At 67.1% G+C, this 26393-nt stretch carries 24 protein-coding genes; 9 read left to right on the top strand and 15 right to left on the bottom strand.

What is annotated here, in order from left to right; all coding sequences use genetic code 11:
- Positions 1-65: 65 nt before the first annotated feature.
- Together ACZ619_RS44170 and ACZ619_RS44165 are read right to left on the bottom strand one after the other, a co-directional pair.
- Positions 66-2384 carry a glycosyltransferase gene (locus ACZ619_RS44170; RefSeq protein WP_469611628.1) on the bottom strand — a complete coding sequence of 773 codons (2319 nt, stop codon included), beginning with the start codon at positions 2382-2384 and terminating at the stop codon, positions 66-68.
- Complete coding sequence (locus ACZ619_RS44165) at positions 2381-3841, bottom strand: glycosyltransferase family 29 protein (protein ID WP_469611627.1); 1461 nt, start codon at positions 3839-3841, stop codon at positions 2381-2383. Before ACZ619_RS44165 ends, ACZ619_RS44170 begins: the two co-directional genes overlap by 4 nt.
- Before the next feature lie 262 nt (positions 3842-4103).
- On the opposite strand from ACZ619_RS44165, the gene ACZ619_RS44160 reads away from it, so the two are divergent.
- Positions 4104-5213, top strand: coding sequence for an acyltransferase family protein (locus tag ACZ619_RS44160; protein ID WP_469611626.1), 1110 nt, complete (start codon positions 4104-4106; stop codon positions 5211-5213).
- A 12-nt stretch (positions 5214-5225) separates the two neighbouring features.
- Here the strand turns inward: ACZ619_RS44160 and ACZ619_RS44155 are convergent, their stop codons facing one another.
- A complete protein-coding gene (locus tag ACZ619_RS44155; RefSeq protein WP_469611625.1) occupies positions 5226-5900 on the bottom strand; it encodes a TetR/AcrR family transcriptional regulator C-terminal domain-containing protein in 675 nt (224 codons plus the stop codon).
- Positions 5901-5971: 71 nt separating this feature from the next.
- Between ACZ619_RS44155 and ACZ619_RS44150 the strand changes: the two genes are divergently transcribed.
- Positions 5972-7345 carry an FAD-dependent monooxygenase gene (locus ACZ619_RS44150; RefSeq protein WP_469611624.1) on the top strand — a complete coding sequence of 458 codons (1374 nt, stop codon included), beginning with the start codon at positions 5972-5974 and terminating at the stop codon, positions 7343-7345.
- A 7-nt stretch (positions 7346-7352) separates the two neighbouring features.
- On the opposite strand, the gene leuE is transcribed toward ACZ619_RS44150, so the two are convergent.
- Positions 7353-8006 (bottom strand): leucine efflux protein LeuE, encoded by a 654-nt coding sequence (gene leuE, locus ACZ619_RS44145; protein WP_469611623.1) that lies wholly within the window; start codon positions 8004-8006, stop codon positions 7353-7355.
- Between the two features lie 46 nt (positions 8007-8052).
- On the bottom strand, positions 8053-9633 hold the full coding sequence (locus tag ACZ619_RS44140; protein ID WP_469611622.1) for an acyl-CoA mutase large subunit family protein: 1581 nt from the start codon (positions 9631-9633) through the stop codon (positions 8053-8055).
- A gap of 98 nt (positions 9634-9731) precedes the next feature.
- Here ACZ619_RS44140 and ACZ619_RS44135 point away from each other — a divergent pair, with 98 nt between their 5' ends.
- Positions 9732-10580 (top strand): L,D-transpeptidase family protein, encoded by an 849-nt coding sequence (locus ACZ619_RS44135; RefSeq protein ID WP_469611621.1) that lies wholly within the window; start codon positions 9732-9734, stop codon positions 10578-10580.
- A gap of 259 nt (positions 10581-10839) precedes the next feature.
- On the opposite strand, the gene ACZ619_RS44130 is transcribed toward ACZ619_RS44135, so the two are convergent.
- The 4 genes from ACZ619_RS44130 to ACZ619_RS44115 all read right to left on the bottom strand — a co-directional run bounded on the left by ACZ619_RS44130 (position 10840) and on the right by ACZ619_RS44115 (position 14456).
- Complete coding sequence (locus ACZ619_RS44130) at positions 10840-11895, bottom strand: hypothetical protein (RefSeq protein ID WP_469611620.1); 1056 nt, start codon at positions 11893-11895, stop codon at positions 10840-10842.
- Positions 11895-12557 (bottom strand): RNA polymerase sigma factor, encoded by a 663-nt coding sequence (locus tag ACZ619_RS44125; protein ID WP_469611619.1) that lies wholly within the window; start codon positions 12555-12557, stop codon positions 11895-11897. Before ACZ619_RS44125 ends, ACZ619_RS44130 begins: the two co-directional genes overlap by 1 nt.
- A gap of 411 nt (positions 12558-12968) precedes the next feature.
- A complete protein-coding gene (locus tag ACZ619_RS44120; RefSeq protein ID WP_469611618.1) occupies positions 12969-14168 on the bottom strand; it encodes a tyrosine-type recombinase/integrase in 1200 nt (399 codons plus the stop codon).
- A gap of 132 nt (positions 14169-14300) precedes the next feature.
- Positions 14301-14456 carry a helix-turn-helix domain-containing protein gene (locus ACZ619_RS44115; RefSeq protein WP_469611639.1) on the bottom strand — a complete coding sequence of 52 codons (156 nt, stop codon included), beginning with the start codon at positions 14454-14456 and terminating at the stop codon, positions 14301-14303.
- Between the two features lie 941 nt (positions 14457-15397).
- Here ACZ619_RS44115 and ACZ619_RS44110 point away from each other — a divergent pair.
- The gene (locus ACZ619_RS44110; RefSeq protein WP_469611617.1) at positions 15398-16240 is read left to right on the top strand and encodes a hypothetical protein; all 843 of its coding nucleotides are present in this window, start codon (positions 15398-15400) and stop codon (positions 16238-16240) included.
- A 208-nt stretch (positions 16241-16448) separates the two neighbouring features.
- Positions 16449-17042, top strand: a complete 594-nt coding sequence (locus ACZ619_RS44105; protein WP_469611616.1) for a non-canonical purine NTP pyrophosphatase — start codon at positions 16449-16451, stop codon at positions 17040-17042.
- A gap of 6 nt (positions 17043-17048) precedes the next feature.
- Here ACZ619_RS44105 and ACZ619_RS44100 read toward each other — a convergent pair whose 3' ends face one another.
- The 6 genes from ACZ619_RS44100 to ACZ619_RS44075 all read right to left on the bottom strand — a co-directional run bounded on the left by ACZ619_RS44100 (position 17049) and on the right by ACZ619_RS44075 (position 21669).
- A complete protein-coding gene (locus ACZ619_RS44100; RefSeq protein ID WP_469611638.1) occupies positions 17049-17789 on the bottom strand; it encodes a class I SAM-dependent methyltransferase in 741 nt (246 codons plus the stop codon).
- A 60-nt stretch (positions 17790-17849) separates the two neighbouring features.
- Entirely contained in the window at positions 17850-19244 is a 1395-nt protein-coding gene (locus tag ACZ619_RS44095) for a hypothetical protein (protein WP_469611615.1), read from the bottom strand.
- Complete coding sequence (locus tag ACZ619_RS44090; protein ID WP_469611637.1) at positions 19244-19981, bottom strand: hypothetical protein; 738 nt, start codon at positions 19979-19981, stop codon at positions 19244-19246. Before ACZ619_RS44090 ends, ACZ619_RS44095 begins: the two co-directional genes overlap by 1 nt.
- A gap of 70 nt (positions 19982-20051) precedes the next feature.
- Complete coding sequence (locus ACZ619_RS44085; protein WP_469611614.1) at positions 20052-20636, bottom strand: hypothetical protein; 585 nt, start codon at positions 20634-20636, stop codon at positions 20052-20054.
- A 149-nt stretch (positions 20637-20785) separates the two neighbouring features.
- Positions 20786-21085: a hypothetical protein gene (locus ACZ619_RS44080; protein WP_469611613.1), complete on the bottom strand. Its 300-nt coding sequence runs from the start codon at positions 21083-21085 to the stop codon at positions 20786-20788.
- 74 nt (positions 21086-21159) lie between these two features.
- Complete coding sequence (locus ACZ619_RS44075; protein ID WP_469611612.1) at positions 21160-21669, bottom strand: nucleoside-diphosphate kinase; 510 nt, start codon at positions 21667-21669, stop codon at positions 21160-21162.
- A gap of 748 nt (positions 21670-22417) precedes the next feature.
- On the opposite strand from ACZ619_RS44075, the gene ACZ619_RS44070 reads away from it, so the two are divergent.
- From ACZ619_RS44070 to ACZ619_RS44055, 4 genes are all read left to right on the top strand, one after another.
- Positions 22418-23086 carry an NUDIX hydrolase gene (locus ACZ619_RS44070; protein ID WP_469611611.1) on the top strand — a complete coding sequence of 223 codons (669 nt, stop codon included), beginning with the start codon at positions 22418-22420 and terminating at the stop codon, positions 23084-23086.
- Positions 23070-23483, top strand: a complete 414-nt coding sequence (locus tag ACZ619_RS44065) for an NUDIX hydrolase (RefSeq protein WP_469611610.1) — start codon at positions 23070-23072, stop codon at positions 23481-23483. The genes ACZ619_RS44070 and ACZ619_RS44065 overlap by 17 nt, the downstream gene beginning before the upstream one ends.
- Positions 23484-23881: 398 nt before the next feature.
- Positions 23882-25120 (top strand): helix-turn-helix domain-containing protein, encoded by a 1239-nt coding sequence (locus ACZ619_RS44060; RefSeq protein WP_469611609.1) that lies wholly within the window; start codon positions 23882-23884, stop codon positions 25118-25120.
- Between the two features lie 542 nt (positions 25121-25662).
- The gene (locus ACZ619_RS44055) at positions 25663-26346 is read left to right on the top strand and encodes a helix-turn-helix domain-containing protein (RefSeq protein WP_469611608.1); all 684 of its coding nucleotides are present in this window, start codon (positions 25663-25665) and stop codon (positions 26344-26346) included.
- Positions 26347-26393 lie beyond the last annotated feature (47 nt).

Here is a 26393-nt window from a genome sequence, read left to right as displayed (position 1 = left end):
GGGCGCGCTGTCGAACCGCTGCTCGAAGGGGCGGGTCCGGATTGTCCGGGCCCGCCCCTTCGGGGTCACCGGCCCAGGATCTTCTTGATCGTGGCCGCGTTCTCCTCGGTGACCTTCCACAGCTGTTCCTGCCGGTCGTGCACGTCGGCGACGGTACGGCTGTGGTTGTCGAGGATGCCGATCGCGCGCTCGGTGAGGATCTCGCCGAGGTCCTTCTCGTGCACCGAGACGCCCCACTCGGGCCGCTCGATGTCGCCCAGGAAGTACGCCATCTTGGGGTGCGAGATGAGCGAGACGATCGGTGTGCCGACGCCGAACGGGATCATGCCGGCGTGCCCGCGCATGCCGATGACCAGGCGGGTCTTGGCGTAGGTCTCGCGGATCTCGTCGTTGGAGAAGTCGTACATCGGGATGACCGGCAGCGAGATGCCGTGCTCGCGGCGCAGGTCGAAGGCGATCTTCTCGTCGTCGAGGGAGTGCGCCACGCACTTGACCTCGGTGTGCTCGCCGATCTTGCGGACGGCCTTGGCCATCTCGGCGAGGAAGTGCCCGTAGTCGTGGCCGAAGCGCAGCCCCGCGCGGTCGTAGGCCGCGTTGAGCATGACCGTGTCCTCGCGGTACGACGGGTCGGTCCAGCCGGCCACCAGCTGGCGCATGACCGTGGTGGGGCAGGGCTGGAAGACGACCTTGTCCTGGAGTTCGGGCGGGAGCATGCCGCGGACCTTGGCGATGGAGCCGTGGTTGCGCAGGCCGAAGAACGAGGCCTTCTCGACCAGCAGCCGCAGGCTCTCGTTGAAGCGCTTGGCCCGGTAGGACTGGCCGTCGAAGGCGTTGAAGCCGACCGCGTAGATCATGACCGGGACGTCGATGGCGCGCAGGTGCTCGTCCGGGACGTTCCACTGCCAGGCGCTGTTGCCGTTGGGCATGGTGTCCGGGATGAACAGGCCGCCGCCGCCGATGACCAGGCCCCGGCGGGCGTTGACGCGCTCCAGGGCGGCCTGGTCGAAGTAGCGGTGGGCGTGCACGGAGTGCCAGCGCCGGGAGGTGGTGTCCGGGCCGAAGCCGAGCCGGACGGTCTCCGGGAGCAGCTTGTCGCCCGCGTTGCCCTGCCGGTCCATGTAGAAGGCGACGTGCGCCAGCTGGTCCTCGGCGCTGCCCTGCTCCTGGGCGGGCACGGCGGCGGCGCGCTGGGCCCACAGGCGGCTGGAGCGGTGCGTGGGGTCGACGGTGAGGCCGGCGGTGGCGTACCGCAGGGCCTCGGTGTTGTCGCCGTGCACCCAGGCCATCTGGGCGAGCCGGGAGAAGGCGGTGGCGGCCCGGTTGGGGGCGGCGCTGGCGAGCAGCAGCTGCGTCCTGGCCTCGTCGTAGCGGGAGACGCTCATCAGGGCGTGCCCGAGCACCTCGTGCGGCCAGGCCTCGTCCAGCGGGATGTGGACGCTGCTCATGACGTCGACGGCGTCCTGGTAGTCGCCGGCCGCGATGTGCGCGGCGGCCACCTTGCGGGCGATCTCGACGTCGCCGGTGCGCTGGACGTGCGGGGTGCCGAAGTGGACGACCAGGTCGTGGTGGAGGCCGCCGGAGGAGGCGAAGTAGGCCGCGTGGAACTCGGCGTCGGTCATCTCGAACTCGCGCCAGCGGTCCTCCGCCTGGGCGTAGCCAGCCTCGCCGCCCTGCCAGGGCTTGTGGCGCCCGGTGAAGTGCAGGATCTTGGTGTCCTCCGGGACCGGGAGGTCGCCGGAGAGCCGCCGCTTGACGAAGTTGTACCTGGCGTCGAGGCGGACGAAGTCGCCGTCCAGGACGGCGTTCAGGATGCCCTGGTCGTGCTTGTCGAGCTCGTAGGCGCCGCTGCGGCCGGTCTCGTCGATCCGGGCGCAGAACTCCTCGGACAGGTACTCCTTCTGGATCACCAGGAGGCCGGAGTTCAGCTTGTGCTGGCCGTAGAAGAACTGGGGGACGGCCGCGAGGCCCTCGCGCAGTTCGAGCAGCTCGCCGAGACCGCCGAGGACGACCATGTCGGTGTCCAGGGTGATGACGGTGTCGTAGTCGCGCAGCCGGAAGATGTCGAGGATGAAGTACGCCTTGCGGACCAGGTAGTTGTCCTGGTCGCCCTTGACGTACGAGTCGTAGCGGGTGTCGTCGACGGGGCGCAGCACGATGCGCGGGTGCAGGGCGCGGATCTTGGCGACGGAGGCCGGGCGCAGGTCGTCGTAGAGGACGACGAAGTCCTCGCAGACGCCCGGGTTCGACAGGGCGAGGCTGCGCAGCAGGACCAGGAAGCCGGGCAGGTAGTTCTCGTCCACGTAGGACGCGAAGGCCACCCGGCGCTTCTTGGTGAGGGCGGTGGCGTCGGTGTTCGGTATCGCCGAGGTGAAGGTGGTCGTCATCGCAGGGAGATCCTCATGTCCGTCACGCTCTGGGCCCGCTGCATGACCCAGTCCTTCTCGCTGGTGTATTCGTGCACGGAGGTGATGGCCAGCTTCATGGCCTCCTGCACGCGGTACGCGCCGCTCTCGTAGAAGTCGAAGCCGATCAGGTCGAGCGTCGGGCTGACGTCCAGGAAGTCCAGCAGCCACAGCATGTTGAAGCCGGAGGTCGGGATGCCCGTCCAGGTGTCGGTGCTGATCTGCCCGATGTTGCGCATCGGCCAGCGCAGCGACTCGTCGCCGAGGAACTGCTGGGCGCCGGGCACCAGCTTGTTGCGCAGCGAGTGCTTCCAGTCGCCGGAGACGCCGCCGAAGATCAGCCGGGTGGTCACCGGCTTCTCCCAGTTGAAGGCGTGCTTGTGGATGCTGACGTGGATGTCGGTGCGCTCGCCGGTGTGCTTCGGGTCGATCTTGTACGAGTTGAAGCGCACGACCAGGTCGTAGTCGTCGATCTGCCTGCCGATGCCGCCGGCGCCCACGCGGCCGGAGTTGGCGATCAGGCAGACGGACTTGCCGGCGATCTGGTTGCGGAACTCGCCGAGGCTGATCCACTGGACGCCGTCGACGGTCGGGTTGCCGACCGGGCCGCGCATCCGGAAGCGGCGCTGTTCCGCGTAGAGCCCGACGGCCTCGGCGAGGCCCGGGCCGTCGCCCCTGGCGAGGCGCATGTCGAGGTACTGGCTGAGCAGTTCCTGCCGGTCGCCCACGGGGGCCTCGTCCTCGGAGAGGGCGAGCAGCGCGCCGACCAGGCGGGGCTCGGCGGCCTGCCAGTCGCCGTCGGCCCGCAGGGCGAGGCCCTCGGCCCAGGTGGCCGTGGCGGGCTCGCGCCGGTGGTCGGCGGCGGCCGGGACCTGGCGGCCCAGCAGGTCGAGCAGGTCGCGTTCGCGTTCGGCGGCGCGGCGCAGGCCGGATATCCGGTTGGCGACGCCGAAGCCGTCGTCCTTGGTGAGTTCGAGGTAGCGCTCGTAGGCCTCGACGGCCTCGCTCTCCTCGCCCAGGCCCTCCAGGATGCGGGCGCGCAGCCGCCAGCCGGCGCGGGAGTTCTTGCGCTGGGCGAGGACGGTGTCGCTGACCACCAGGGCGAGGTTGAGCTCGTCGTGGTAACCGCACTCCAGCGCCTTGTTCGCGACCGCGAGCAGAGCGTCCAGCAGGTCGTTGTTGATCCCGCCGGAGGGGGTCGTGGCGCCCTTGACGGCGCGCTTGAGCAGCGCGGTCGCGCCGCCGGCCGCGGCGGGCGCGGGGGCCGTGGTGCCCTCCGTGGCGACCACGACCAGCAGCTTGCGCAGCTGCTCGGCGAGTTCGGCACGGCGGCGGTCGAGGCTGCCGACGACCTTGCCGCTGTGCACGGCACAGGCGTGCAGGCAGTCGTCCAGCTCCCCTCCGCGTGCAGGTGCCCGCCTGTTCTGGACCCTCGTCATAGCTCTCCTGATTTTGCCAAGCAAAGCTTGTGCAACCGCTGTGTGTGGTGGACCGACCCGCGCCCGGGGGACAGATGGAGAAACTAGGAAGCCAAAACGACCATATGGTTAACGAATTACGACTCGTAAGAGAATGGTTAGGAGGTTCACCGCGCACTTTCTATGATTCCCCCAGGTGACGGTATGGGACGTCGCACATCCCGGGGACTTCGCGAACTGATCGGATGATTAAAGGGCAATTCCCGGGTAGGCGCTTCGGACCATGCCTCTCGCGATCCCCACACCGGCGCTCCCGCCTGCGAAGACCACCGCCGCACCGGCCCCACCCGAACGGCGGCGCACCCGGCTCCCTGCCCTCGACGGACTGCGGCTGCTGGCCGCCCTGATGGTCTGCCTCTACCACTACGCGGGCCGCGGCGGAGTCGTCGCCGCGTCCTGGCACCAGAACCCCGCCCGCCTCTTCCCGACCCTGTCCGAGGTCGCCGTCCACGGCTGTCTCGGCGTCGAGTTCTTCTTCGTCATCAGCGGCTTCGTGATCTGCATGAGCAGTTGGGGCCGCTCCCTGGGCGACTTCTTCCGCTCCCGCGTCGCCCGCCTCTACCCCGCCTACTGGGTCGCGCTGGTGCTGGTCACCGCCGCCTCCCTGGTGCTGCCCGCCGTCGTCCGGGCGGTCCGGCCCGACGAGTTCCTGGTCAACCTGACGATGCTGCAACAGCCGATGGGCGCGCCCCGGGTCCTCGGCGTGTGCTGGACGCTCTGGGTGGAGGTGCGCTTCTACGCCCTGTTCGCGCTGACGGTCGTCCTGCCGGGCGTCACGTACCGCAGGGTGGTGCTGTTCTGCTCGGTGTGGACCCTGGCGACCGTGCTGTCCACCGCGGCCGGCGGACCCTGGACCGAACTGGTCGTGATGCCCCGGTACGCGCCCTGCTTCATCGGCGGCCTGGCCCTCTACCTGGTCCACCGCTTCGGCGGCCGGCTCCTGTCGTGGGGCATCGTGGCGCTGTCCTGGATCCTCGAACTGCACACCGCCGCCGCGGGGTTGTGGCACCCCGGCGCGCCCCGGAACCCGTACGCCGTGATGCTGCTCGTCACGCTGGCGTACGCCGCGGTGGCGGCGGTGGCGACCGGCCTGACGCACCGGGCGAACTGGCCCTGGCTGACCGCCGCCGGGGCCCTGACCTACCCGTTCTACCTGGTGCACGAGCACCTGGGGTGGTTCGTGATCCGGGTGCTGCACCGGGGCTTGGGGGTGCCGCCGTGGCCCACGCTGGTGACGACCGCGCTGATGATGCTCGGGGTGGCCTGGCTGATCCACCGTTATGTCGAGAAGCCTTTCGGCCCGCGTGTGAAAAGAGCGCTGGAAAACCCTTGATTGGGGTCGAATTCACCCCTCGTTCATCCGAGGGGAACCCGGCCCGGCATATCGGGCCCCGATTCCGGCGATCACGATCTCCAGGCCCTCCTCGAAGTGCTGGTCGTAGTCGGTGAACAGTTCCCGGCCGGCCGCGGCCGAGAGCGGGAACTCGGCCAGCAGCCGGGCGCGTTCGTCCACGTCGTAGCCCTCCCGGCGTTCGCCCGGGAGGGGTTCGACGCCCTGTTCCTCGCTGACGAAGCCGATGGTGTAGACGTGCACGGTGCGGCCCGCCGCCGCGGCCCGGGCGAGGGTGAAGCCGGCCGCCGTCATGATCCGCAGGTAGGCCTCCTGCTGCGGGGCGTGGTCGATGCCGGTGAAGCGGGAGCCGCTGTAGACCTTGGCGCCGTCGCGGTAGCCGAGCAGGGCCGTGCGCAGACCCCGGCCCGTCCGGCGCAGGCAGTCCTGCCAGGTGCCGGCGGGGTCGAGCGCGGCCCCCGCGGCCATCCGGCGGTACATCTCCGTCGCCATCTCGTCGAGCAGCGCCTGCTTGTCCTTGAAGTGCCAGTACAGGGCCGGGGCCTTGACGTCCAGCTCCCTGGCGATGGCCCGCAGGGTCAGGCCGTCCAGGCCGGTCTCGTTCAGCAGGCGCAGGGCCGTGTCGGCGACCCGGCGGCGGTCCAGGGGGGCGCGTCGTTCCGTACTCACACTTGACAGCTTAACAGCGTTAAGGGCAGCCTGGTCGGCGTCGGCACTTAACTGCGTTAAGGAGATATGCGATGGATGCGACGGATGTTCTGATCGTGGGTGCCGGGCCCACCGGGCTCACCCTCGGTGTCGACCTCGCCCGGCGCGGGGTGGACGCACTGGTCGTGGAGGCGGGCGCGGGACTGTTCCCGGGCTCGCGCGGCAAGGGGATCCAGCCCCGGACGCAGGAGGTCTTCGACGACCTCGGCGTGCGCGAGGCGCTGCGCGCGGCCGGTGGCGGCTACCCGCCCCGGCTGCTCTGGAAGGACGGCGAGCCGCTCCGGGCTCAGCCGATGTTCGACCCGGTGGCGGCCGACGAGGGCACTCCGTACACCGACCCGCTGATGGTCGCCCAGTGGCGGACGCAGGAGGTGCTGTACGCGCGGCTGACGGAGCTGGGCGGCCGGGTCGCGTTCGGGCACCCGGTGGCGGGCCTGGAGCAGGACGCGGCGGGCGTGACGGTCCGCTTCGCCGACGGCACGACGGCCCACGCGCGGTACGTGGTGGCGGCGGACGGCGGGCGGTCCACGGTAAGGCGGGCGGTGGGCGTCGGGATGACCGGCGAGTCCGTCGACCCGAGCCCCTTCCTGGTGGCGGATCTGCGGGTGCGGGGCCTGGACCGCGAGCACTGGCACATGTTCGCCGGCGACGACGGCACCGGCGTGGCGCTGTGCCCGCTGGCCGGGACCGAGGACTTCCAGCTGGCCGCGAGGCTGCCGGAGGGCACCGAACCCGACCTCTCCCTCGACGGCGTACGGCGCCTGGTGGCGGCGTACACCCATCTCGGCCCGGCCGATGTGACCGGGCTGGGCTGGGCCTCGGACTTCCGGCCCCGGGCCGCCCTGGCCGACCGCTTCCGGGCCGGCCGGGTCTTCCTGGCGGGGGACGCGGCGCACGTGCACTCCCCGGCCGGCGGCCAGGGCCTCAACACCAGCGTCCAGGACGCCTACAACCTGGGCTGGAAGCTGGCCGCGGTGCTCGGCGGCGCCCCGGAGGGACTCCTCGACACCTACGAGGAGGAGCGCCGTCCGAACGCCGCCGCCATGCTGGACCTCTCGACCGGCGTCCACCGCGGGGAGGTGCGGCGCGGCGCGGCGACGGTGCAGCTGGGGCTGGGCTACCGGGAGTCCTCGCTGACGGCGGAGACCCGGGCGGAGCCGGGTGCGGTGCGGGCGGGCGACCGCGCGCCCGACGGGCGGAACGCCGACGGGGTGCGGATGTTCGACGCGTTCCGGGGGCCGCACTGGACGCTGCTGGGCGCCGGGTCGGCCGCCGGGCTCCGCGGCCTGCCGGCCCCCGAGTCGTACGGCCCGGGCGTGTTCCTGGTCCGGCCCGACGGCTATGTGGGCTGGGCGGGCGCGACGGCCGAGGGGCTGACGGCGTACGCGGCGCGCGTGGGTCTGTAGCCGCCCCTCAGGCGCTGGCCAGCGTCAGCTTCACCGCGAAGCCGAGGAACAGCACGCCCGCGGCCGAGGTGGCCGTCGCCGACATGCGCCGGCGGCGGCGGAAGGCGGCGGCGAGCCGGGTACCGCTGAATATCAGGGCGCTCAGGTAGAGGAAGCTGGCCGCCTGCGCGAAGGCGCCGAGGACGACGAAGGACAGGGCCGGGTAGGCGTAGCCCGGGTCGACGAACTGAACGAAGAACGCCACGAAAAAGAGAATCGCCTTGGGGTTGAAGAGGCTGATCACCAGGGCGCGGCGGTACGGCCGCTCCTGCCCGGCGGGGACCGGTCCCGTCTCCCTCGGCGGCCCCTGCTCCCCGCGCGCCCGCCACATCCCCCGCGCGGCCCGCATCATCCCGATGGCCAGCCAGGTCAGATAGCCGGCGCCGGCGTACTTCACGATCCCGAAGAGCACGGCGTTGGCCTGGAGCAGCGAGGCCACCCCGGCCGCCGACAGCGTCATCAGCACGGTGTCCCCGCACCACACGCCCGCGGCGGCGGTGTAGCCGGCCCGTACCCCCTGGCGGGCGGCGACGGACAGCACGTACAGGGAGTTGGGGCCGGGCAGCAGGACGATCAGGACGAGTCCTGCCAGGTAGGTGGGGAGATCGATGACGCCGAACATGGGAAGCAGTCTCGCACGGACGTCCGAGCGCGCCCGTGGCCGCGGGTCAGAAGGCGTCCGCCGGGACGTGGGTGCCCCACACCTCCCGCAGCGCGTCGCAGACCTCGCCGACGGTCGCCCGGGCCCGCAGCGCCTCCTTCATCGGGGGCAGGACGCCGGCGTCGCCCGCGGCGGTCTCCCGCAGCCGGCCGAGGGCCGCCGTCACCGCGGCCCCGTCGCGTTCCGCGCGCAGCCGCGCCAGCCGCTGCGCCTGCCGGGTCTCGACGGCCGGGTCCACGCGCAGCGGCTCGTACGGCTCCTCCTCGTCGAGGCGGAAGCGGTTGACGCCGACCACCACCCGCTCGCCCGAGTCCGTCTCCCGCGCGACCCGGTAGGCGCTGCGCTCGATCTCGGCCTTCTGGAAGCCGCGCTCGATCGCCGCCACCGCGCCGCCCAGCTCCTCGACCTTCCGCATCAGGGCGACGGCCGCCTCCTCCACGTCGTCCGTCATGCGCTCCACGGCGTACGAGCCCGCGAAGGGGTCGACCGTCGCCGTGACGTCCGTCTCGTGGGCCAGGACCTGCTGGGTGCGCAGGGCCAGCCGGGCGCTCTTCTCGGTGGGGAGGGCGATCGCCTCGTCGAAGGAGTTGGTGTGCAGGGACTGGGTGCCGCCGAGGACCGCGGCCAGGGCCTGGACGGCGACCCGGACCAGGTTCACCTCCGGCTGCTGGGCGGTCAGCTGGACGCCCGCGGTCTGGGTGTGGAACCGGAGCATCAGCGACCTGGGGTCGCGGGCGCCGAACTCCTCCCGCATCACCCGGGCCCAGATCCGGCGCGCCGCGCGGAACTTGGCGACCTCCTCCAGCAGGGTCGTACGGGCCACGAAGAAGAAGGACAGCCGGGGCGCGAAGACGTCGACGTCCATGCCGGCCGCGACCGCCGTGCGCACGTACTCGATGCCGTCGGCGAGGGTGAAGGCGATCTCCTGCACGGGGGACGCCCCGGCCTCGGCCATGTGGTAGCCGGAGACCGAGATGGTGTTCCACCTCGGGATCCGGGCCGCGCAGTACCGGAAGACGTCCGCGGTCAGACGCAGCGAGGGCTTCGGCGGGAAGATGTACGTGCCGCGCGCGATGTACTCCTTGAGCACGTCGTTCTGGACGGTGCCGGTCAGGGCGGCCGCCGGTACCCCCTGCTCCTCCGCGACCAGCTGGTAGAGCAGGAGCAGCACGGCCGCCGGGGCGTTGATCGTCATCGACGTGGAGACCCGGTCCAGGGGGATGCCGGCGAACAGCACCCGCATGTCGTCGAGCGAGTCGATCGCCACGCCGACCCGGCCGACCTCGCCGTGCGCGAGGGGCGCGTCGGAGTCGTGGCCCATCTGGGTGGGCAGGTCGAAGGCGACGGACAGGCCGGTGGTGCCGTGGGCGATGAGCTGCCGGTAGCGGGCGTTGGACTGGGCCGCCGTGCCGAAGCCGGCGTACTGGCGCATGGTCCAGGGGCGGCCGGTGTACATCGTCGGGTGGACGCCCCTGGTGAAGGGGTAGGCCCCCGGGACGCCGAGTTCCACGGCCGGGTCCCAGCCGGCCAGGGCCTCGGGGCCGTAGACCGGCTCGACGGGCAGTCCCGACTCCGACTCACGGACCATGACGGGTGACCTCCGTGTGACGCGGCACTCCGGTGCGTCGCTCACTTCCCACCATGCCCCCTTGTTCGGCGGGGGTCACGCGGGGAAGCATCCTCGGCATGAAGGCCACGGGTTCCTCCGCCGCTTCCCGGATCGTGTCCCGCCCCGCGGTCGCGCTCGCCTCGGCCGCCGCGCTGGCCGTGCTGTGCGCGTGCACCGTGCAGCCGACGGACGCCGACGGCAAGCGCCACTCGCCGGTCCGGGTGGAGCTCCCGCACACGTCGGCGCCGGGCACCGGCGCCGCCCCGACGCCCTCCGCCGTGGTGACCACCCCGCCGCACATCGTCTACACCCGCGGCGACACGGGCACCGGCGTCCGTGACCTACAGGCCCGGCTGCGCCAGGTCGACTGGCTCTTCGACGGGCCGACGGGGACCTACGACGACCTCACCGCCGAGGCCGTCAAGGGCTTCCAGGGCAAGCGCGGGCTGCCGCGGACGGGCGAGACCGACGCGGTGACCTGGCGGCGGCTGGTAGGGATGACGCACAGACCCGGGAAGTGGGAGCTGTACCTGATGGGCGGTCAGCCGGCCGCCGCGCCCGATCCGCGGTGCCTCACCGGCCGGGTGCTGTGCGTCAGCAAGTCCAGCCGGACGCTGCGCTGGATGATCGACGGGCGCACGGTGTCGACGATGTCGGTGCGGTTCGGCGCGCAGTACACCCCGACCCGCGAAGGCGTCTTCCACGTCTACTGGAAGTCACGCCACCACGTGTCCACGCTCTACGACTCCCCGATGCCGTACGCCATGTTCTTCAGCGGCGGCCAGGCCGTGCACTACTCCTACGACTTCGCGGCCCGGGGCTACGCGGGCGGCTCGCACGGCTGCATCAACGTGCGGGACGAGGCGGCGATCGCGGATCTGTTCGCGCAGGTCCGGGACGGCGACAAGGTCGTCGTCTACCGGTGAGGCGGGGGAAGAGGGATTCGAGGCGCGGGCGGGACCGGGGGAACGTGTCCCGCCCGCGCCGAGTGCACGAGCCACGGGTACGGGGGGAACCCCGGCTCTGTGCGACGGCCGATGACCAGTCGGCTCACTCCCTACTGCGCCGCCGCCGCCGAAAACGTCACACCTCGCCGGAAAAAAACTTCAGCGAATTACGAAGCCGCAGGTCACAGCCGTACGCAAAGGTCACCGGCGCCGCGGGGAGCGGCGGCGCACGGAGAGGTCAGAGCGCGCTGTACGACGGGCCGGGCGCCGCGGCGGACCGGCCGGGCGTCAGGGATGCGACGGCCGTCGGGACGGGTGAGGCCGCGCCGTCCTGGTGGTGGTCGTTGCCGCCACCGCTGCCGCCGCCTCGGACGGAGGGACCGTCGTCGTCACCGCCCTGGCTGTTGCCGTCGCCCTGGCCGCCGCTCGGGCCGTTGTCCTGGCCGTCCTGGCCGGTGTCGCCGCTGTCGCCGCTGTCACCGGTGGAGGTGCCGTCCCTGCCGGTCGTCCCGGTCGTGCCGGTGCCGAGCATGGCCTTGCAGAACTTGTCCACCCGCCCGGCGCCGCCGGCCAGCCCCTCCAGGGCCTGCCTGCGGCCGGCGCCCAGGGACTTGCCGTCCTGGATGTCGCGGCAGGAGGCCAGCGCCCGGGTCCAGCGGTTCCCGGAGTCGGCGGACGAGCCGGTGCCCCGGTCCTCGGTGCGGCCGGACGGCTCGGACGAGGTCTGCCCGGAGCCGGCGGACGTGGTGCCGTCGGAGGGCACGGCGGACTCGCCGCCGACCAGGGAGTCGGGCGACTGCGAGCCCTGCGGGCGTTCGGGGGTGCCGGCGGCCGAGACGGTGGCGGCCGGTCCGGGGCCGTGGTCGCCGAACGGCGTCGGCAGCACGCCGGTGCCCGCGGCAACCGCGACCCCGCCGAGCATGCCGACGGCCAGCGCGGCGGCCAGGCCGAACCGGGCGGGGCGGGCCCAGCGCGGGGCCCGGGCGGGCCGGGCGCCGGCGCCGATGCGGACGAGGCCCGCGTCGGCTCCCCGTCCGGTGGTCCCGTACCGCCCGCCGACGGCGATGTGCCCGGCCGCCGCGGATTCACGCGCTTTGCGGAACGCAGCCACCGCGGCTTCCTCGCCGGGCAGTCCGGCGCCGCCCCGCGGGTCCGGCACGGAGAGCTCGCCCAGCGCCTTGGCCAGGCGTTCTGCCTGGTCACGGGCGTCGTCGTCGACGGCTTCGAGCGACTCACCGCGCAGCAGACGTTCCACCGTCGCCGGGTTAAGCCACTTGTACTGCTCGTCGGCCATCACATGTCCTTCTGCGTCCGCGAACGCGTATGCGTCACACTCGCGGACGTCACCGCACGGCCGTCCGGTTCTCGCTGGGGCGGAAGCGCGTCCAGGACGGCCGCCGCCTCGGGGTCGGCACCGAGCAGTTCCGCGAGTTTCCTCAGGCCGCGATGGGCCGCCGTCCGGACGGCTCCGGCGCGTTTGCCGAGGGTCTCGGCGGCGGTCTTGGCGTCGAGCCCCATGACCACCCTGAGGACCACCGCCTCGGCCTGGTCCTGCGGCAGCCGGGCGATCAGGGACAGGGTGGAGCCGGTGCTGAGCGCCTCGATGGCCTCGCCCGCGGTGTCGGAGTCGGCGGCCCGGCCGGCCAGCTCCGTCTCGTCGCCGCCTATCGCGGGCCGGCGGCCGCGCATCCGTATGTGGTCGAGGGCGCGGTTGCGGGCTATCCGGGCGGCCCAGCCCCGGAAACGGTCCGCGTCGCCGCTGAACCGGTCCAGGTCACGGGCTATCTGGAGCCAGGCCTCGGAGGCGACGTCCTCCGCGTCCGGATCACCGACCAGCGTGCGCACGTATCCGAGCAGGCGAGGCTGCACCGCGCGGTAGACGACGCGGAACGCGTTCTCGTCCCCGCCCTGTGCCGCACGTACCGCGGCGGTCAACTCCGCGTCGTCCCCCAGCACCCGTCGTATCCCTCTTCGCGCCTCAACCGGCGCCGCTCGCGCGGACGTGGTTCTCGCCGTCGTGGTTCCTCGTATTGATGGTTGCGGTGTTCGGGACCGTGGATCGTTGCGGTGGTCATGCGTCCTCCGCGGCCCGGCGCGAACTGCACGTTACGCACTGAAACCGTTCGCCGTCCATGTCCGTACAAGATGCAACTAACTCGTGACGCCCGTGGGTGTGACAGAAAACGCAGTCATGGCGCTGAACGAAGTACGGGCCGCCGCGCGGCCCGTACCGCGCGACGGCCGGGGCCTCTCCTGTGGGGGGTGGCGGCCCCGGCCGTTGCTTCGGTAAATATCCCTCTGACCTGCGGCGATGCGGGGCCGCATAGGCTGCCGTGACCAACGGCGTGACCAACGCGGTCAGGCACCTCATGAGATCTTCCCCAGGCCGATGCGCTGTGCCGTCCCGGACGCCAGTTTGCGCGCCCCTTCGACGCGACGCTTGCCGTACTGGGCCATGGTGTAGCCCGGTGAGTGGTGCCTCACATTCGCGGAGACCTCAACCGGGTTCTCCCCCGCGTCCAGGTCGTTGGTCACCTTGCTGTGCCGCCAGTCGTGGATGCGGAATCGCTCGGGGAGGTCCAGCCTCTCTCTGGTGCTTCGCCACCGTGCGCTGACCTGCCCGGCGTCCTGTGGGCCGCCAGGCGTGATCCCGTTCTTGCGGAGCATGTATCCGTCCCGCGCGAAGACGAGGCCCTGGTCGGCCCAGAGTTCGCCGAGCCTCTCCTTCCACATCTGCTGGCGCTCCCACTGGACCTTGAGCACGCTCATCAGCGCCTGGTCGACGTAAATGATCGCGTTGTCATCCCCATCCTTGGTCAGACGCCGCAGAACACTCTTGTTGCCCACCTCGACGACGACCCATTCGAGTTCGATGGCGCACTCTTCCCAGTGGACGAGGTCCCACATCATCCCCAGGGCCTCACTGCGGCGGACACCCGTCGCCGTGTACGTGGTCCACAGGGGCGCGTCACGCGTGCAGTAGTGCAGCGGCCCACAACCGCGCCGCCCGCACGGCGTCCAGATGTCCGTGAGGAAGCGGCCCGTTCCAGCGTCGTCGAGCGTCACGAATTTACGCTGCTGTGACTTGATTTGCCGGGTAGTGGGCGGGTTGGCGGTAGCCGCCGGATTGACATGGATGAGTTTCTTCGTGACCGCGGCATCGAACGCGCCCGACAAGATGTTGTGGACGTGTCGAACGGACTTGGCCCCCAACGGCTTGCCCTTGTTCGTCGCGCATGGGACCGTCTCCAGCATCAGGTACAGGGCGTCAAGGTCATCGTCGGTGACATCCCTGAGCTTCTTGGCTCCAAGGTGCGGCTTAATGTGCAGCCGGATCTTGGGCTCGTATCCAGCGCGGGTAGTTGCTTCGACCCGTAGGCTAGCGAACCACTTGTCCATCCAGTCACCGAGCTTCACGTCGGATCGCGGGACGACTTTCCCGGCCTCATGGTCTGTCAGCCACTTGCGGAGCGCACGCTGCGCTTCGGTCTTTGTGCCGAACTCACGGCCAATCCAGTACCGAACCTTCTTGCCTTGAGCCGTATCAAAGTGAAACGGCGTTCTCACCCCCCAAGTGTTCGCTCTCCCACGACGCTGGATCTCAACGGGACTGCCACCCAACCCGTTGCCCTTCTTAACCACTCAACCTCATTTCTATCTAGTCGAGTTGACCTCGCCGCATACGGCCAAGCCGGACCCTCATGGGGTTTGCTGATCAAGCCATTCATTGAGGTCTGCTAGCCGACACCGAAGAGCGTTACCGACCTTCTTGAAAGGAATTCCCTGGTCCCGCCAATTTCCGTAAACCCAACTCTTCGGCTTGGCCAGGTAGTTCGCGACATCATCAGGGGTCATGAGTGCGGGCAAAGACTTTCTCCTACTTACCCCTTCGGTCGCCGCACCGCCGAAGTCTTTCGACCGATACCGCACTAGGTCACTCTCCATCCACAGAGGCACCCTTACCTTTCAGTGACGGGCGCCAGGCTCACCTGGGCAGCAGAGGGTGACGGCTATTCCAAACACGACTCGATCCGCTGCATCCGCTACGGCTCCACCGCCAAGCGCAGCCGAGTACGAACAGCATCAATGGTCCGCACGATCCCCGGTTTCGCTAACCGGGGATCGTGGCCTACATTGCGCACCCAGGCAGCTGGGCGATATCTCCTAGCAACTGATACCGGGCACCGCACCGTCCGCAAAGGGCGTGAAGAGGCCGTCGTCACTGACTCGGTCGAGACAGCGGGCTACTCTGCGGCCAGCAGTAGTCGCTTCGGAGGAAGTCCTGCCCGAGCCATCCGACAGTGCAGACGCAGAGCCCTAGGACCGCTGCCCGGGAGTGGAAGTCGTCGGCCTCACGGACAGACCAGGCGTTGATGGCGCCGAGTGCGATGAGGATCGGAGAAGCGACGCGCGCATGGATCGAGGTGCGGGCCCCGGTAGGTTGAGCCTCCTCGGTAGGGGTATGGGTGGCCGAGGCAGAGAGGCCGAGAAAGTGGAGCCTGAAACGTCCGGAGATCCAGCCCCACTGATCATGCATTGCCTCTCTGACCTGGTAGTTTCGGGGACGTTGTAGGTTGACATGGACCTGGAGGACGCTTCCAGTCCTTCGGGGCACTTTCTCGTCTGCCGTGAGCTGAAGGTGCGCGGGTAGGGCGGCGCTGCGCACATCACGCCAGTGATACGGCAGCAAGGAGCAACTGACTACCTTTTGACGGGGATGGAGCGACTCAGCGCGATGCCATCATGGGCCGGACTCCTTCTTGTTAGCGTCGTGATACAGCAGCCAGGGAGCCCCCATGACAACGCCGACGGTCGACTATGTCGATTTGCGTGAAGTACCAGTAGACGAGGTGCTGGAACGCGTCGAACGCGCACTCGACATGCGCGTCGAACGGGACACGGTAGTCCGGAAGCGGCGCACAGTGGGGGCACGAACGAATCGCAGCACCTGGGTGCGGATCGAACGACGCCCGATTGAGAAGACCTCAGCACAGGGTTGGAACGGCACCGAGTGCGCCGAGGCCCTGGACGGTGTTGCGAAGCCCAAATGGTTGCAAGGCATGTCCTGGTGGGATGCTGCCGGCACATCGATGTGGCGGGCCGACGAGACAGAGCTGCTGCCTGGGGATCCGGTGCGCCCAGACTCTCTTTTGGCTCTACCGGACCGGTGGTGGGAAGCATTGAGCGTCTCCTTGGACGCACTTGCTGCTCAGCGCACCACGCGCGTTGCAACGCCAGATACCGACGAGATCACTCAAGCGAGGGTCAGCCAGGTGATCAAGGAGACGTTCCCCACGGTCTCGGAGACCACAATCGAGGAGTGGACACCCGCGCATGCGGATCTGAACTGGGCGAACGTAACAGCACCAGAGTTCTGCCTGTTTGACTGGGAGGACTGGGGGATGGCACCCCGAGGGCTCGACGCTGCCTGGTTGTGGGGGAACTCGCTGATCTTGCCGGAGTTGGCCGCGCGAGTAAGGCGTGAGAGACAACAAGACTTGCAGAGTCGCGACGGCAAGCTCATGGCCTTGTTCTTCTGCACGAAGGTGTTGGGTCCTCATGCTGACCCGGCCGACATCCGCCGTGAACTCGCCCTGGCGGAGACCCGCCGTATCGTCGCAGAGCTTCAAACTAGCTGAGATTATGCCTTGCGACGGAGGAGGCTACGCAGCCCCCGAAGAGAGGCACGCCCGCCGACTGCCGCGCCTACACGGCCACCGCTCGAATCATAAACCCGTCGCCGGCACGCCCCCCAGGCAGGAGTGGTGTCGCGGTCGCTTGATACGCCCCCAATGCCTCTCCATGCCCATACACGACTAACCAGTTCCAGAAAGGAATCTATCACCCATGCCGACCATCAAGGTTTCAATGTGCACGGGGAACACAGGGAAGTTCCGCACTGCCCAAGAACATCTCGCACCATGGGACATCGAGATCGAGCAGGTCAACTTGGAATTGGATGAAATCCAGACGACGTCCGTTGCGGAAATCGCGAAGCATAAGGCTCGACAAGCATTCTCAATTCTGGGACGACCATTGTTTGTCGAAGACTCAGGCTTCTACATCGAGGAGTTCGGCGGATGGCCAGGGCCAATGGTGAAGCAGGCTCTTGAAGCTTTTGGACCTGATGGATTCACCCACCTGGCCGACCTCACGAAGAATCGGACCTGCCGATTCGCCAGCGCCGCGGTCTACGCAGATGCACAAGGCACATTGCACACCTTTGCTGACGACACTCGAAAGCCGGGGGCCATTGCCCTCGCACCTGATCGCGGTGATGGGCCGCGTTCGTGGTCGGCCCTGTGGTCGATCTTCGTTCCCGAGGGCTCCACCACGACACTCGCAGCAATGCCGGCTGCGCAGCAGGAGCGAGTCTTTGCCCAGTGGCGCGAGGAGTCGGTTGTAGCCGCGTTGGGTGCATGGCTTGCCGAGCAGCAGTGACCGCGGCTACTTGATCGCGATGACATACACGCTGCCCCACTCTCGCTTCGGGTTAGCGAGTTCCGGATCGAACTTCCAGGGTTCGACCGTCGAGAACCCAGCCTCGGTGAAGAGCTGAACGAGCTTCTCTTGGTCGTAGGCCCAGAAGTGTGGGTGGTAGGTGGGGTCGTCGTCCTGGTCCCGGAAAACGTAGTTGATCAGGTCGAGATGGGTGTTGATGTCGTTGAGGCAGTCCCGTTTCCCGTACCAGCTCCTGATCATCTTGTCGCCGTCGGCGGTGCCTGCAGGGTACTGGCGGAGCACGAACGCAGCGTCGGGTACACCGGTGATGAGCTGGCCTCCGGGGGCCACTACTCGGTGCGCTTCGCGCGCATAGTGCTTGGCGGAGCGCGGGTAGTCGATGTGCTCCAGGAAGTGCTCGGAGAACAGCACATCGACTGTGGAGTCGTGCAGCGGGATGCCCTCGCGGACATCCCAGAGGAGATCCGCTGGCGGCACGACGTCGATGTTGAAGTAGCCGACGATCTGATGACCACCACCACCGATCTGCACCCGGCGGGGCGTGCCGTCGATGCGATCGCTGGGCCAAGCCGCCTGACTCGCCAAGTGGGTACGGTGGGTGTTCAGCTCCTTCTCGGCCGCGCGCAGGGCACGAGCGAGCCCGTGCGTGGTGGTCGGCTGCTGCAGCAGAGTGGTGATTTGCTGTGCCAACTGCTCCAACTCATTGCGGGCGGTTTCGCTGTGCAGTGCCACTGAGGTCTCCCTTTCCCTTCTCATGGGTGGGCCATCCAGACAAGCGCCGTTTTCTCACGCCGCAGTCACTGGCAGATTCCCGGGCCGACTGTTGCGCATGAGGGTGTACTTGATGTCGACAAGCCGAGGGGCGATGGTCACATCGAGCTGCTCGGTTGGATGAAGACGCCCGGCTGCGTCTTTCTCTGCCCGCCAAACCTGATATTCGAGATCGGGATAGGCAGGATTAATACCGATCTCCCCCTTCGGGATGGTTCCGTTGAAGGGGGTAACGATGTCCATGTGATTCCAGTAGTTCCACGCCTGAAGTGCCTTATGCTGGTCGAAGTAGAAGTAGAAGTCGGGATATCTACCGAAGGTCCTCAGTTCCCGGTGAATGAGGTGGCCCAGGAGCGGGCCCAGGTGGGTGGCCAAGCTGTCAAATTCCCAGCGTGTGTGGCGCCATTCTGCCGGCACCTGACCGGGTGTGAAGAGGCGGGCTGCAACCAGGTAGCTGATGCGTGCCACCAGATAGTGACGCGCATGCTGGGAATCGATCGTCGCGTCCAGCCGAGCGAGGAGACTGTCGAGCTTGGAGGGAGCTGGCCTGAACTTGGCGAGGTCGAACTTGCCGGCCATGGCCAGTTCAGAGGAGAAGATCATCTCTTTGTAGAGCCAGTTGTTGAACTCGCCCAGGTCGGCTAAGCGTTTAGTCTCGTCGCTGGTGGAGTGGAGCATTAGATACTCGGCGAGCGCCTCGAAATACACATATCCGAGGATCGGCAACCGGGGGATGGTCTCGTCGAGCAGTTGGAAAAACGAGTCCGTTGGGACCGTGGCACCGGTGTGGGTGATCGTCGACGCCAGGGCGAGGAAACTAGCGGAGTTCTTCGTCCTACTAATGATCGTCTCGCGCAACTGGTGGCGCTCGTTCTTCGATAACAGGTACTCAAGGTGACTGTAGATGCTCAGGTGGATAGCACCCAGGCGCAAGTAATCCACGCCGGCCAGACCCCTATATGCCTGGCCCGGGACGGTGACCTCGAAAATCAGCGGCGTCGGAGTTTCTCCAGGTCGACCAATCCTTTTCAGGAAGGCCGGGGCTTCCCTGTCGAGAATGTAGGAGGCCAGGTTGTGCATACGAAAGCCCTGCCCCGCCGGAGTCAGCGGGGCGCAATAGATGCTCCCTACAAGGCAACCGCCGGACGGGTACAGAACACCATGCTCATTGATCTCCTCCAGAGCATGAGTGACGTGGAGCAGGTGCAGTTTGGTGCTGCTGCTGAGCGCGTCGAAGAGCGCGTTGCCACGAAGAAGTCCGCCGTTGGGAGTGTCCTCCGCCAGACGGGCTTCCCATGCGAGGGTCTGCTGGGCGAGAGGGGCATCGGCTTCGGACGAGCTGGGGATGATCGAGGCTTCATAGAACTCATGAGCGTCCGCCCACAGGTTGTATGCGTCGAGGAAATCCATCAACTCATCAGCCCTCGCCAGCTAAGAGCCTTGAGCACGGCCTCCGCGCTGTCGAGGCCCGCCAGATGGCCCGCTTCGGACCAGAGGACAAGGTCAAATGCCGCGGCCTGCAGCTGTTGGAAACCAGCGGCGCGCACGTACCGGGCGTCCGGCCACCACTTGAGCTTGGGGAGCCGGTAGCGATCCAGTGCGTCGGCTGACTTGACCAGGTCAATGATCTGCTGGCAGTGGGCATAGTCGGCTTCGTCCACATGGGTGAAGTCCGTGTACGGGATCTCGTGAAGGCGTACGGCGATCGCGGCGCGGGTCACGGCGGGCGCGGTCGCCGTCAGGGAGAAGTGGGCCCAGACCAGGTCAGCATTCTGGGTGAGCCAGTCTGCGGCACGAGCCCCATGCCCTCGGTCGTCCTTGTCATGCAGTCGTCGGCAGTCGTGAAGAGCGCCCGCAATAGTCAGGGTGGCCGTGTCGACCTCGTCCAATCCCTCGACTTCGGCGAGGAGAGCAGCCAGGGCCGCTGTACGCATTGCGTGCCGGATCCCGTGGATTGAGTCTCGCAGTCGCGATTCCGCCAGCCACACGACCGGCAGAGCCGTACGGGACAACAGATCCCTGGATGTTGCACGAAGCGACGGCACCGTGTCCTCGGGGAACTGCGGCCGGTTCGCCTCGATCCAACGCACCGTGTCGTGATCGGTGAACTGGTGATGCGGGAGCTGCCTCAGCTGTGCGAGTTCCACCAGGCTCAAGGCTGGCGGGGTAGTGCTCATCTAGTCCACCCCTCTCGGTGTTCTATCGCGATGTATTGCCTCAGCCAGCAGGTTCTGCTCTCGAAGCCGAGGGCTTGACGGCCTGCTGGGCTGCTTCGAAGGCCGCGGTGAAGTCGGCGAGCTCGGCCTCGGTCATCAGCGACACACCGAGTTCCTTGGCCACCAGCTGGATGCGCTCGTTGGCGGTCTGTACCTCCACCTGGCTCGGCTCGTCTCCGAGCAGGACCTCGAACTCGGCGTGATGGCCCCACGCCTCGCTCCACTTCACAGCGATCTCCACACCGTGAAAGCTGAAGTTGCGGCGTTCGTTGTAGGCGTCGTGCATCATGTGCTCGAAGCCGAGGGCATTGAAGATACGGACCGCGGCCTCGACATCCTGCCTGTCGATAGGGATCTCGGTCTCCGGGAAGGCAGTACCCTGACCGATCTTGTTGGCCTTGAGGGTGATCTTCGCCGTGCCGGTAGCGATGTTGTCTGTGACCTTCAGCAGTCGGTCGGGGAGCACGTAGAAGAAGATGTGCTTGTCGTCGCGGCCAAGGTCTTCACCGTCTTGCTCAAGACGCGAAATGAGCTGGTCGTGGGCCTCCCTGCTGAAGCGGGCCCGCAACTCGATCTCGGTGGCCAACGGTCATCCTCCTCGTTTCGGGCAAAGCAGGTCCAGCCGAGCCGAGTGATGGCAAGGCCGGTCCGGTCGGATCGAATGCTCTGCTGTTGTTGTGGCGAGGTGGCGCGAACAACGGCGGGTGTCCGCGCCACCGGCGTGAGTGGCGCCAACTACGAGACGTCGCCAAAGCGTTCCCGAAGGACTCCGTCGTGCAGGTAGGTGGGCAGTGCGACGCCTCCGACCGAGATTCGCTTGGTAGCCACCTGGTCCTCCGAGTCGCTGGGGAAGCCCTCCAAGAGCTGGAGGCATTGCGCGACCCAGTCACGCGACTGCTCCCAGCTCCCGTTGTCACGGTGTCGTACGGCCAAGGCGTACGCCGTCTCCGCAGCAGCCCACTGGTCTGTGCCCAGTTCCCGCTGGAAGCCAGTCTCCAGTTCGCCGACAGTGGCGACGCGGGTCACGCTGGTCATGTTGCCCTCTCTCATTCGGCGATGTGCCGATGGTGTTCAACGCAGCGACAGGCCACTAGTGACGCGGTGACCGCCTAGTAGGTAAAGATCTCAGTGAGGGTGCGGTAGGCGTGGAGTTCGTCCTTTTCGAACCACAGTTCCACTTCCATTTCCGCCTCCTCCCTGTTGCCCGAAGCGTGCACCAGGTTGGCGACCGCCTTCCCGGATGCGACGCTGGCGGCCTTGCTGTAGTGCGAGAGGTCACCGCGGATCGTGCCTGCCGGCGCCTCGTTGGGATAGGTACTGCCGACGATCTTCCGCACGGTGGCAACGGCGTCAGGCCCCTCCAGGACGAGGGCGATGACGGGGCTCTGCTGCATGAACGTGGACGTGACGTTGTAGACCTCGGGACCGAGACGCTCTTCGAGGTCGAAGTAGTGGCGCCGAGTGAACTCGGCGTCCATCTGCTTCATCTTGACGCCTACGATCTTCAGGGCCGCATCCTCGAATCGCGAAATGATCTTCCCTGCGAACCCGCGCACAACGGCGTCAGGCTTCAGCAGTACGAGAGTGCGCTCAACCGACTGCTCCTGGTCCTGGCCCATGGCTTCCCTTTCGGTTTTCAGGCGAGCAATTTGACGGACGCTCAGCGCGCCACGGGCCTGAGGCTACCTGCGCCCGGAGCATCCACCGGGGAAAGCCAGGAGATCGCCGCGATCTTCAAAGTAGCCCCCGAACACCTGTCGTCCATCGCCGTCAGAATCACCGGCCCGCATCCCCTCTTCCGCGGGAACTGGAGTCCGAACCGTCATTGGCCGCGCACTCACTTCCTGGGACCGCTCGGCGGGGCCTCGGCAGCGTTCACAATCCGGCCGTCACGCTCAGGAGCACTCTGCGCCGAGCGCAGTTACAGCCTCTCAGGCCATGCCCGTCCATGTGCGGACAGGCTGTCCGCAGCTTTCCTAGCCGAGTGGCAGCGAGAGAGCGACCGGGTGTGGTAAGGACACCAACTCGGCTCTCGACAGGCCCAGTTGCTCCGGACCAACGATCTCGTCCCGTCTGCCCTACGCCCCCCGGATCAGGCCATAGCCGCACTGCTATAGGAGAGTTGGTCGAAGTGATTCGCTGGGCGTCGTCGGCTAGCCTTCTAGGAGTAGAGATCCGTCGCTCCAACCCTCCTCACAGCAGGTGGACTTCGTCCTTGAGCATCAACACTCCTCAGACCGTGCGAGTCCATGCGATGAGTGAACCGCCTCGGGGGGGAAGTTCACCAGGTACCCACAGTGCAACGAGAGTGCAGTCGCCGTGCAGTGATCACACACGTCGCTCATCGCGGCATGCGGGGAGGCCGTCATGGACGTAGTCGAGGTCTGGAACGGGCATCGAGCTTGTGCGCTGCAGGCGGCTCTGCGGCTGACGAACGAGTCCTTCGCAGAACGCCTCAACATCGCTCCCCGCACCGTCGCAATGTGGCACTCCAACCCGGAAGTTGAGCCCGTTGGTGAGACGCAGCAGTCACTTGACCAGGTCTATGAAGCCGCTTCCGAGATGGTGCGTAGGCGGTTCGCTCTGATCCTCACTCCGGCCGCCAGCACCAGCCAGGGCAGCGAATCGGCCCAGGCGCTGAGGGTGGCCATCGCTGTCGTGGTACACGAGGACCAGGTCCTGCTCGTTTGTCGCCGCGATGACGGCGCCTCCAGCATCACCTGGCAATTTCCCGCCGGAGTGATCAAACCAGGTGTTCACGCCAACAGTGCTGCAATCCGGGAGACGTTCAAAGAGACGGGCGTGCGATGCGCCGTGCTCCGCCATCTCGGCGATCGCCTTCATCCAGTGACCGCTGTGCAATGCGACTACTTTCTCTGTGAGTACCTCGCGGGCGAAGCCACCAACAGCGATGTTGACGAGAACGTAGACGTGATGTGGGTACCGAAGGCATCAGTAACTCGGTTCATCCCCGCCAGTAGCATCTTCCCGCCCATCCTCATCGCTCTGGAGGAAGCTCGTGACGCCACAGACTGACGATGACAAGCCCGGTATCGCTGCGGCGGTCATCGTCAACGAGGGCCGAGTCCTGCTGGTTCGCCGGCGCGTCAGCGAAGGGCAACTCTCCTGGCAGTTTCCCGCCGGCGAGATCGAACCGGGTGAAGATCAGGAAGGCGCAGCTGTTCGCGAGACGCGCGAGGAGACCGGGCTTGAGGTGAAGGCACTCAAGACTCTCGGGAGCCGGACGCACCCGAAGACACGCAGGCATATGTCGTACATCGCTTGCGCAGTGGTTTCAGGGACGGCTCACGTCGCCGACCGCGAGGAGTTGGCGGAGCTGACCTGGTGCCCACACCCCAAACTGTCCGAATATGTTCCCTATGGGTTTTATGAACCGGTTCAGCAATATTTGGACGAGACTCTGCTCCACTAGCGCAGCGAGCGACCGAAGACCCGCGGCGCGGCAACCAAAGACGGCCGCCCCCAACAGGGTTCACACCGCGCGATGCGCGGTGACTGAACGTGACAACATCAAGCCAACGCGAAGCATGAACGCAGGGATGGTGCGGACAGTTTGTCCGTAGGGGATTCTTCGCCACCCCTTGACTACGCGACGGACATACCTGGCCATGAGAGACCTATTTGCGAAACTTGACATCATTTCAACCAGCCGATCGGACGGACAGGGCACCCCAGGGATGCGCCAGCGCAGCTTCGACTCCCCGTCTCAGAACTGCCAGTTCTGTTAACACTTGGCGACCAGGGGTGCGAGGCAAGGGGCATTCCGTACCCTGATCCGAGTGCTTCCATCGCGAAGGGACAGATCCACCGATGAGTGAAAACCTGACGCTGGGAGACCGCCTCCGCGTAGCACGCAGGACACGAAACCTGTCAACCGCACAATTGGCACAGAAGGTCGCAGTGTCCCCGAGCTACGTCCAGAAACTGGAGTCCGGCGCGAGGAAGGCTTCACCGTCACTGGTGCTCGCACTCGCCAAGGCGCTCCACTTCGGCCCGGAGGTTCTCACCGGCCAGCCGTACTACGGCACGCCGGAGGCGGAAGACCGCGTACACGCAGTCATTCCCGAGCTGCGCCGACTCCTGCTGTGCTATGACAGCCCCGACGACTTGGACATCGCCCCCAGGTCGCTTCCCGTCCTCAGTTCCGAAGTCGACCAGGTAGCCGCCCTGCGTCGCGACGCCCGTTACGCCCCGATGGGCCCACTACTGCCGCCGCTCATCACCGAGCTGACCCACGTCGCCCTCGGCGGCCGTAACGGGGACCAAGCCAAGGCATTCTGGCATCTGGCCCGTGCCTACCGCGCCGTGAACTCACTCGCCCACAAGATGGGCCACCATGACCTGTCGACCACGGCACTGGAACGGGTGCGTTGGGCAGCCGACCGCTCCGGCGACCCCCTGATGCAGTTCACTGCCGGCTACCTGGTTGCCGGCGCGATGCTCCGCCAGGGGGCATACTCGTCGGCCCGACGCAAACTCGTCGCGATGCGCGGCGAGCTGGAGCGCCTCCAGCCAGAACACGCCTACTCCAACGATGCGCTCGCCGTCGACGGCGCCCTGCTACTGAAGCTGGCGGTGCTCGAAGCGCGCGAGAACAATCCGGATCGCGCTGGCTCTTACCTGCGGGAGGCAGAGCAGGTGGCGCAATTGGCTGGCAACCGGGATTCGTTGGCATACGAGATGTCGTTCGGCCCCACGAACATCCGCATCCACGAAGTGCACACTTTGATCGACATGGGCGACACCGAGCAGGCCCTCGCCCGCCTCACCGAGTGGTCACCTGTATCTGGTGGCGAGTGGACTCCGCCCGCCACCACCGTCGGGGAGCGTTCCAGCCATCACTTCATTGACGTAGCTTCAGCAAAGCTCGCCCTCGGCGACCGGGCCGGAGCGTTCACCGACCTCAAGCAGGCACGGAAGGTTGCCCCGAATCACACTCGGTTCCACCCCTCGGTCCGCGAAACGACTGCCGCGCTGTTGCGGATGGACGCCCATCCCTCCAACGAGCTGTCTGCGTTCGCGAGTTGGGCTGGAACTAGCACAACCTGAGTCCCTGTCAAGGACCTTGCGGAGAATTCACCACGGACAATCTGTCCGCACACAGAGCTTGCTGAGTGGAATGGTCTCTTCACACATAGTGGTGAGGAGGCCATTTTCATGTCCGATCGAGGAGCTCGTCCGCTTCCGCCGCGCTGGATGCCCATCGGCGAGGAGGCCGAACTGTGCTCGGCAGGCGAATGGTGGGACGCAGTCCGTGCCGTGGAAGCCGTCGGCCGCCGCGCGATCGAGATCCTCAAAGAGCACGCAGAGCCGGTAGGTCCCGTGATTCTTGACCCGGGAGGTCCAGAGCCTCGCCTCTACTTCCTGGTGCCGGTGGGCACTGCGGCTGGCTGGGAGGAACCGGGAACAGTTGCGCTCGGGCAAACCTGCCACGTCGTTGTACCGTCCGCGGACAGGACCGCACCGCCTGGAATGCACTGGCACGTCTTTCCTCATGCGCCAAGGGAGCTGACGGGCTCCGATGCACTGCGCCGAGCGCTGAGCCGAGCCCGCCGGGAGCAGCGAGGCCCCATAGAGGCAACAGAGACCTGATGTCGCGCGTCACAAGTCCGCCTCGCTTATCGCCGCAACCGCTGATGCCATCGGCGCCGTCAGCTGACGGCGCAGGTCATCGATTGACCACCCTCGCCAGTGACGCACCGGCCAGTGGGGATCCTTTGGGTAGTGGTCGTCAAGCAACTGATTCCAGGCCGCAGGGATACGCTCCTGCGCCTGATCGCGCTGAGGAAGACATCCTTGGGGTGCATGGTCGGCGGTGCCTACGCTGCCACTGTGTGCTTAGCCGGTACAACGAGGAGCCGTACTGCGGTAGTTGTTCGCGCCAAACACAGAGGCGCGCTGAGCCACCCCCCTCGGTACCGGCCGCAGTATGGGAGCGGGCCGATATTCGGAACGCCCTGCTCACCCGCGACTTCGGAAAACTATGCCATCTCGTTCGCATTGAAGGAGATCTGCGCCAGGACGATATGTCTCAGCTTACGGGGCTGAGTCAGTCCTTCCTGTCCATGATGGAGTCGGGCGTGCGAAGGCTGACCAATATCGACAGGATCATCGAGCTACTGGACGGACTCAATACACCAGTGGAACTTACTGGCCCCATGCTGAGGGGCCCGAAGAGCATGGATGAGCCTGCCTCTGCGCTTCAAAGTGATCACGCATGCGGGATATGTCGTTGCTCCCGTAAGAATGACCCCCAGGTGCTCCCGCAGAATTAACCCCCCTTGATGATCTGGAGGGTGCTGAAAGTGGAGGACTGGGCCGA

Source organism: Streptomyces sp. NPDC104367 (assembly GCF_055583825.1).
Note: the sequence above shows the minus strand (reverse complement) of the source record. Positions and strands in the feature narration are given on the sequence as shown.

Coding starts and splice junctions, on each gene's coding strand:
- ACZ619_RS44170 (WP_469611628.1), bottom strand. CDS start 2,384: ATGACGACCACCTTCACCTCGGCGATACCGAACACCGACGCCACCGCC.
- ACZ619_RS44165 (WP_469611627.1), bottom strand. CDS start 3,841: ATGACGAGGGTCCAGAACAGGCGGGCACCTGCACGCGGAGGGGAGCTG.
- ACZ619_RS44160 (WP_469611626.1), top strand. CDS start 4,104: ATGCCTCTCGCGATCCCCACACCGGCGCTCCCGCCTGCGAAGACCACC.
- ACZ619_RS44150 (WP_469611624.1), top strand. CDS start 5,972: ATGGATGCGACGGATGTTCTGATCGTGGGTGCCGGGCCCACCGGGCTC.
- leuE (WP_469611623.1), bottom strand. CDS start 8,006: ATGTTCGGCGTCATCGATCTCCCCACCTACCTGGCAGGACTCGTCCTG.
- ACZ619_RS44140 (WP_469611622.1), bottom strand. CDS start 9,633: ATGGTCCGTGAGTCGGAGTCGGGACTGCCCGTCGAGCCGGTCTACGGC.
- ACZ619_RS44135 (WP_469611621.1), top strand. CDS start 9,732: ATGAAGGCCACGGGTTCCTCCGCCGCTTCCCGGATCGTGTCCCGCCCC.
- ACZ619_RS44130 (WP_469611620.1), bottom strand. CDS start 11,895: ATGGCCGACGAGCAGTACAAGTGGCTTAACCCGGCGACGGTGGAACGT.
- ACZ619_RS44115 (WP_469611639.1), bottom strand. CDS start 14,456: ATGACCCCTGATGATGTCGCGAACTACCTGGCCAAGCCGAAGAGTTGG.
- ACZ619_RS44110 (WP_469611617.1), top strand. CDS start 15,398: ATGACAACGCCGACGGTCGACTATGTCGATTTGCGTGAAGTACCAGTA.
- ACZ619_RS44105 (WP_469611616.1), top strand. CDS start 16,449: ATGCCGACCATCAAGGTTTCAATGTGCACGGGGAACACAGGGAAGTTC.
- ACZ619_RS44095 (WP_469611615.1), bottom strand. CDS start 19,244: ATGGATTTCCTCGACGCATACAACCTGTGGGCGGACGCTCATGAGTTC.
- ACZ619_RS44080 (WP_469611613.1), bottom strand. CDS start 21,085: ATGACCAGCGTGACCCGCGTCGCCACTGTCGGCGAACTGGAGACTGGC.
- ACZ619_RS44075 (WP_469611612.1), bottom strand. CDS start 21,669: ATGGGCCAGGACCAGGAGCAGTCGGTTGAGCGCACTCTCGTACTGCTG.
- ACZ619_RS44070 (WP_469611611.1), top strand. CDS start 22,418: ATGGACGTAGTCGAGGTCTGGAACGGGCATCGAGCTTGTGCGCTGCAG.
- ACZ619_RS44060 (WP_469611609.1), top strand. CDS start 23,882: ATGAGTGAAAACCTGACGCTGGGAGACCGCCTCCGCGTAGCACGCAGG.
- ACZ619_RS44055 (WP_469611608.1), top strand. CDS start 25,663: ATGTCGCGCGTCACAAGTCCGCCTCGCTTATCGCCGCAACCGCTGATG.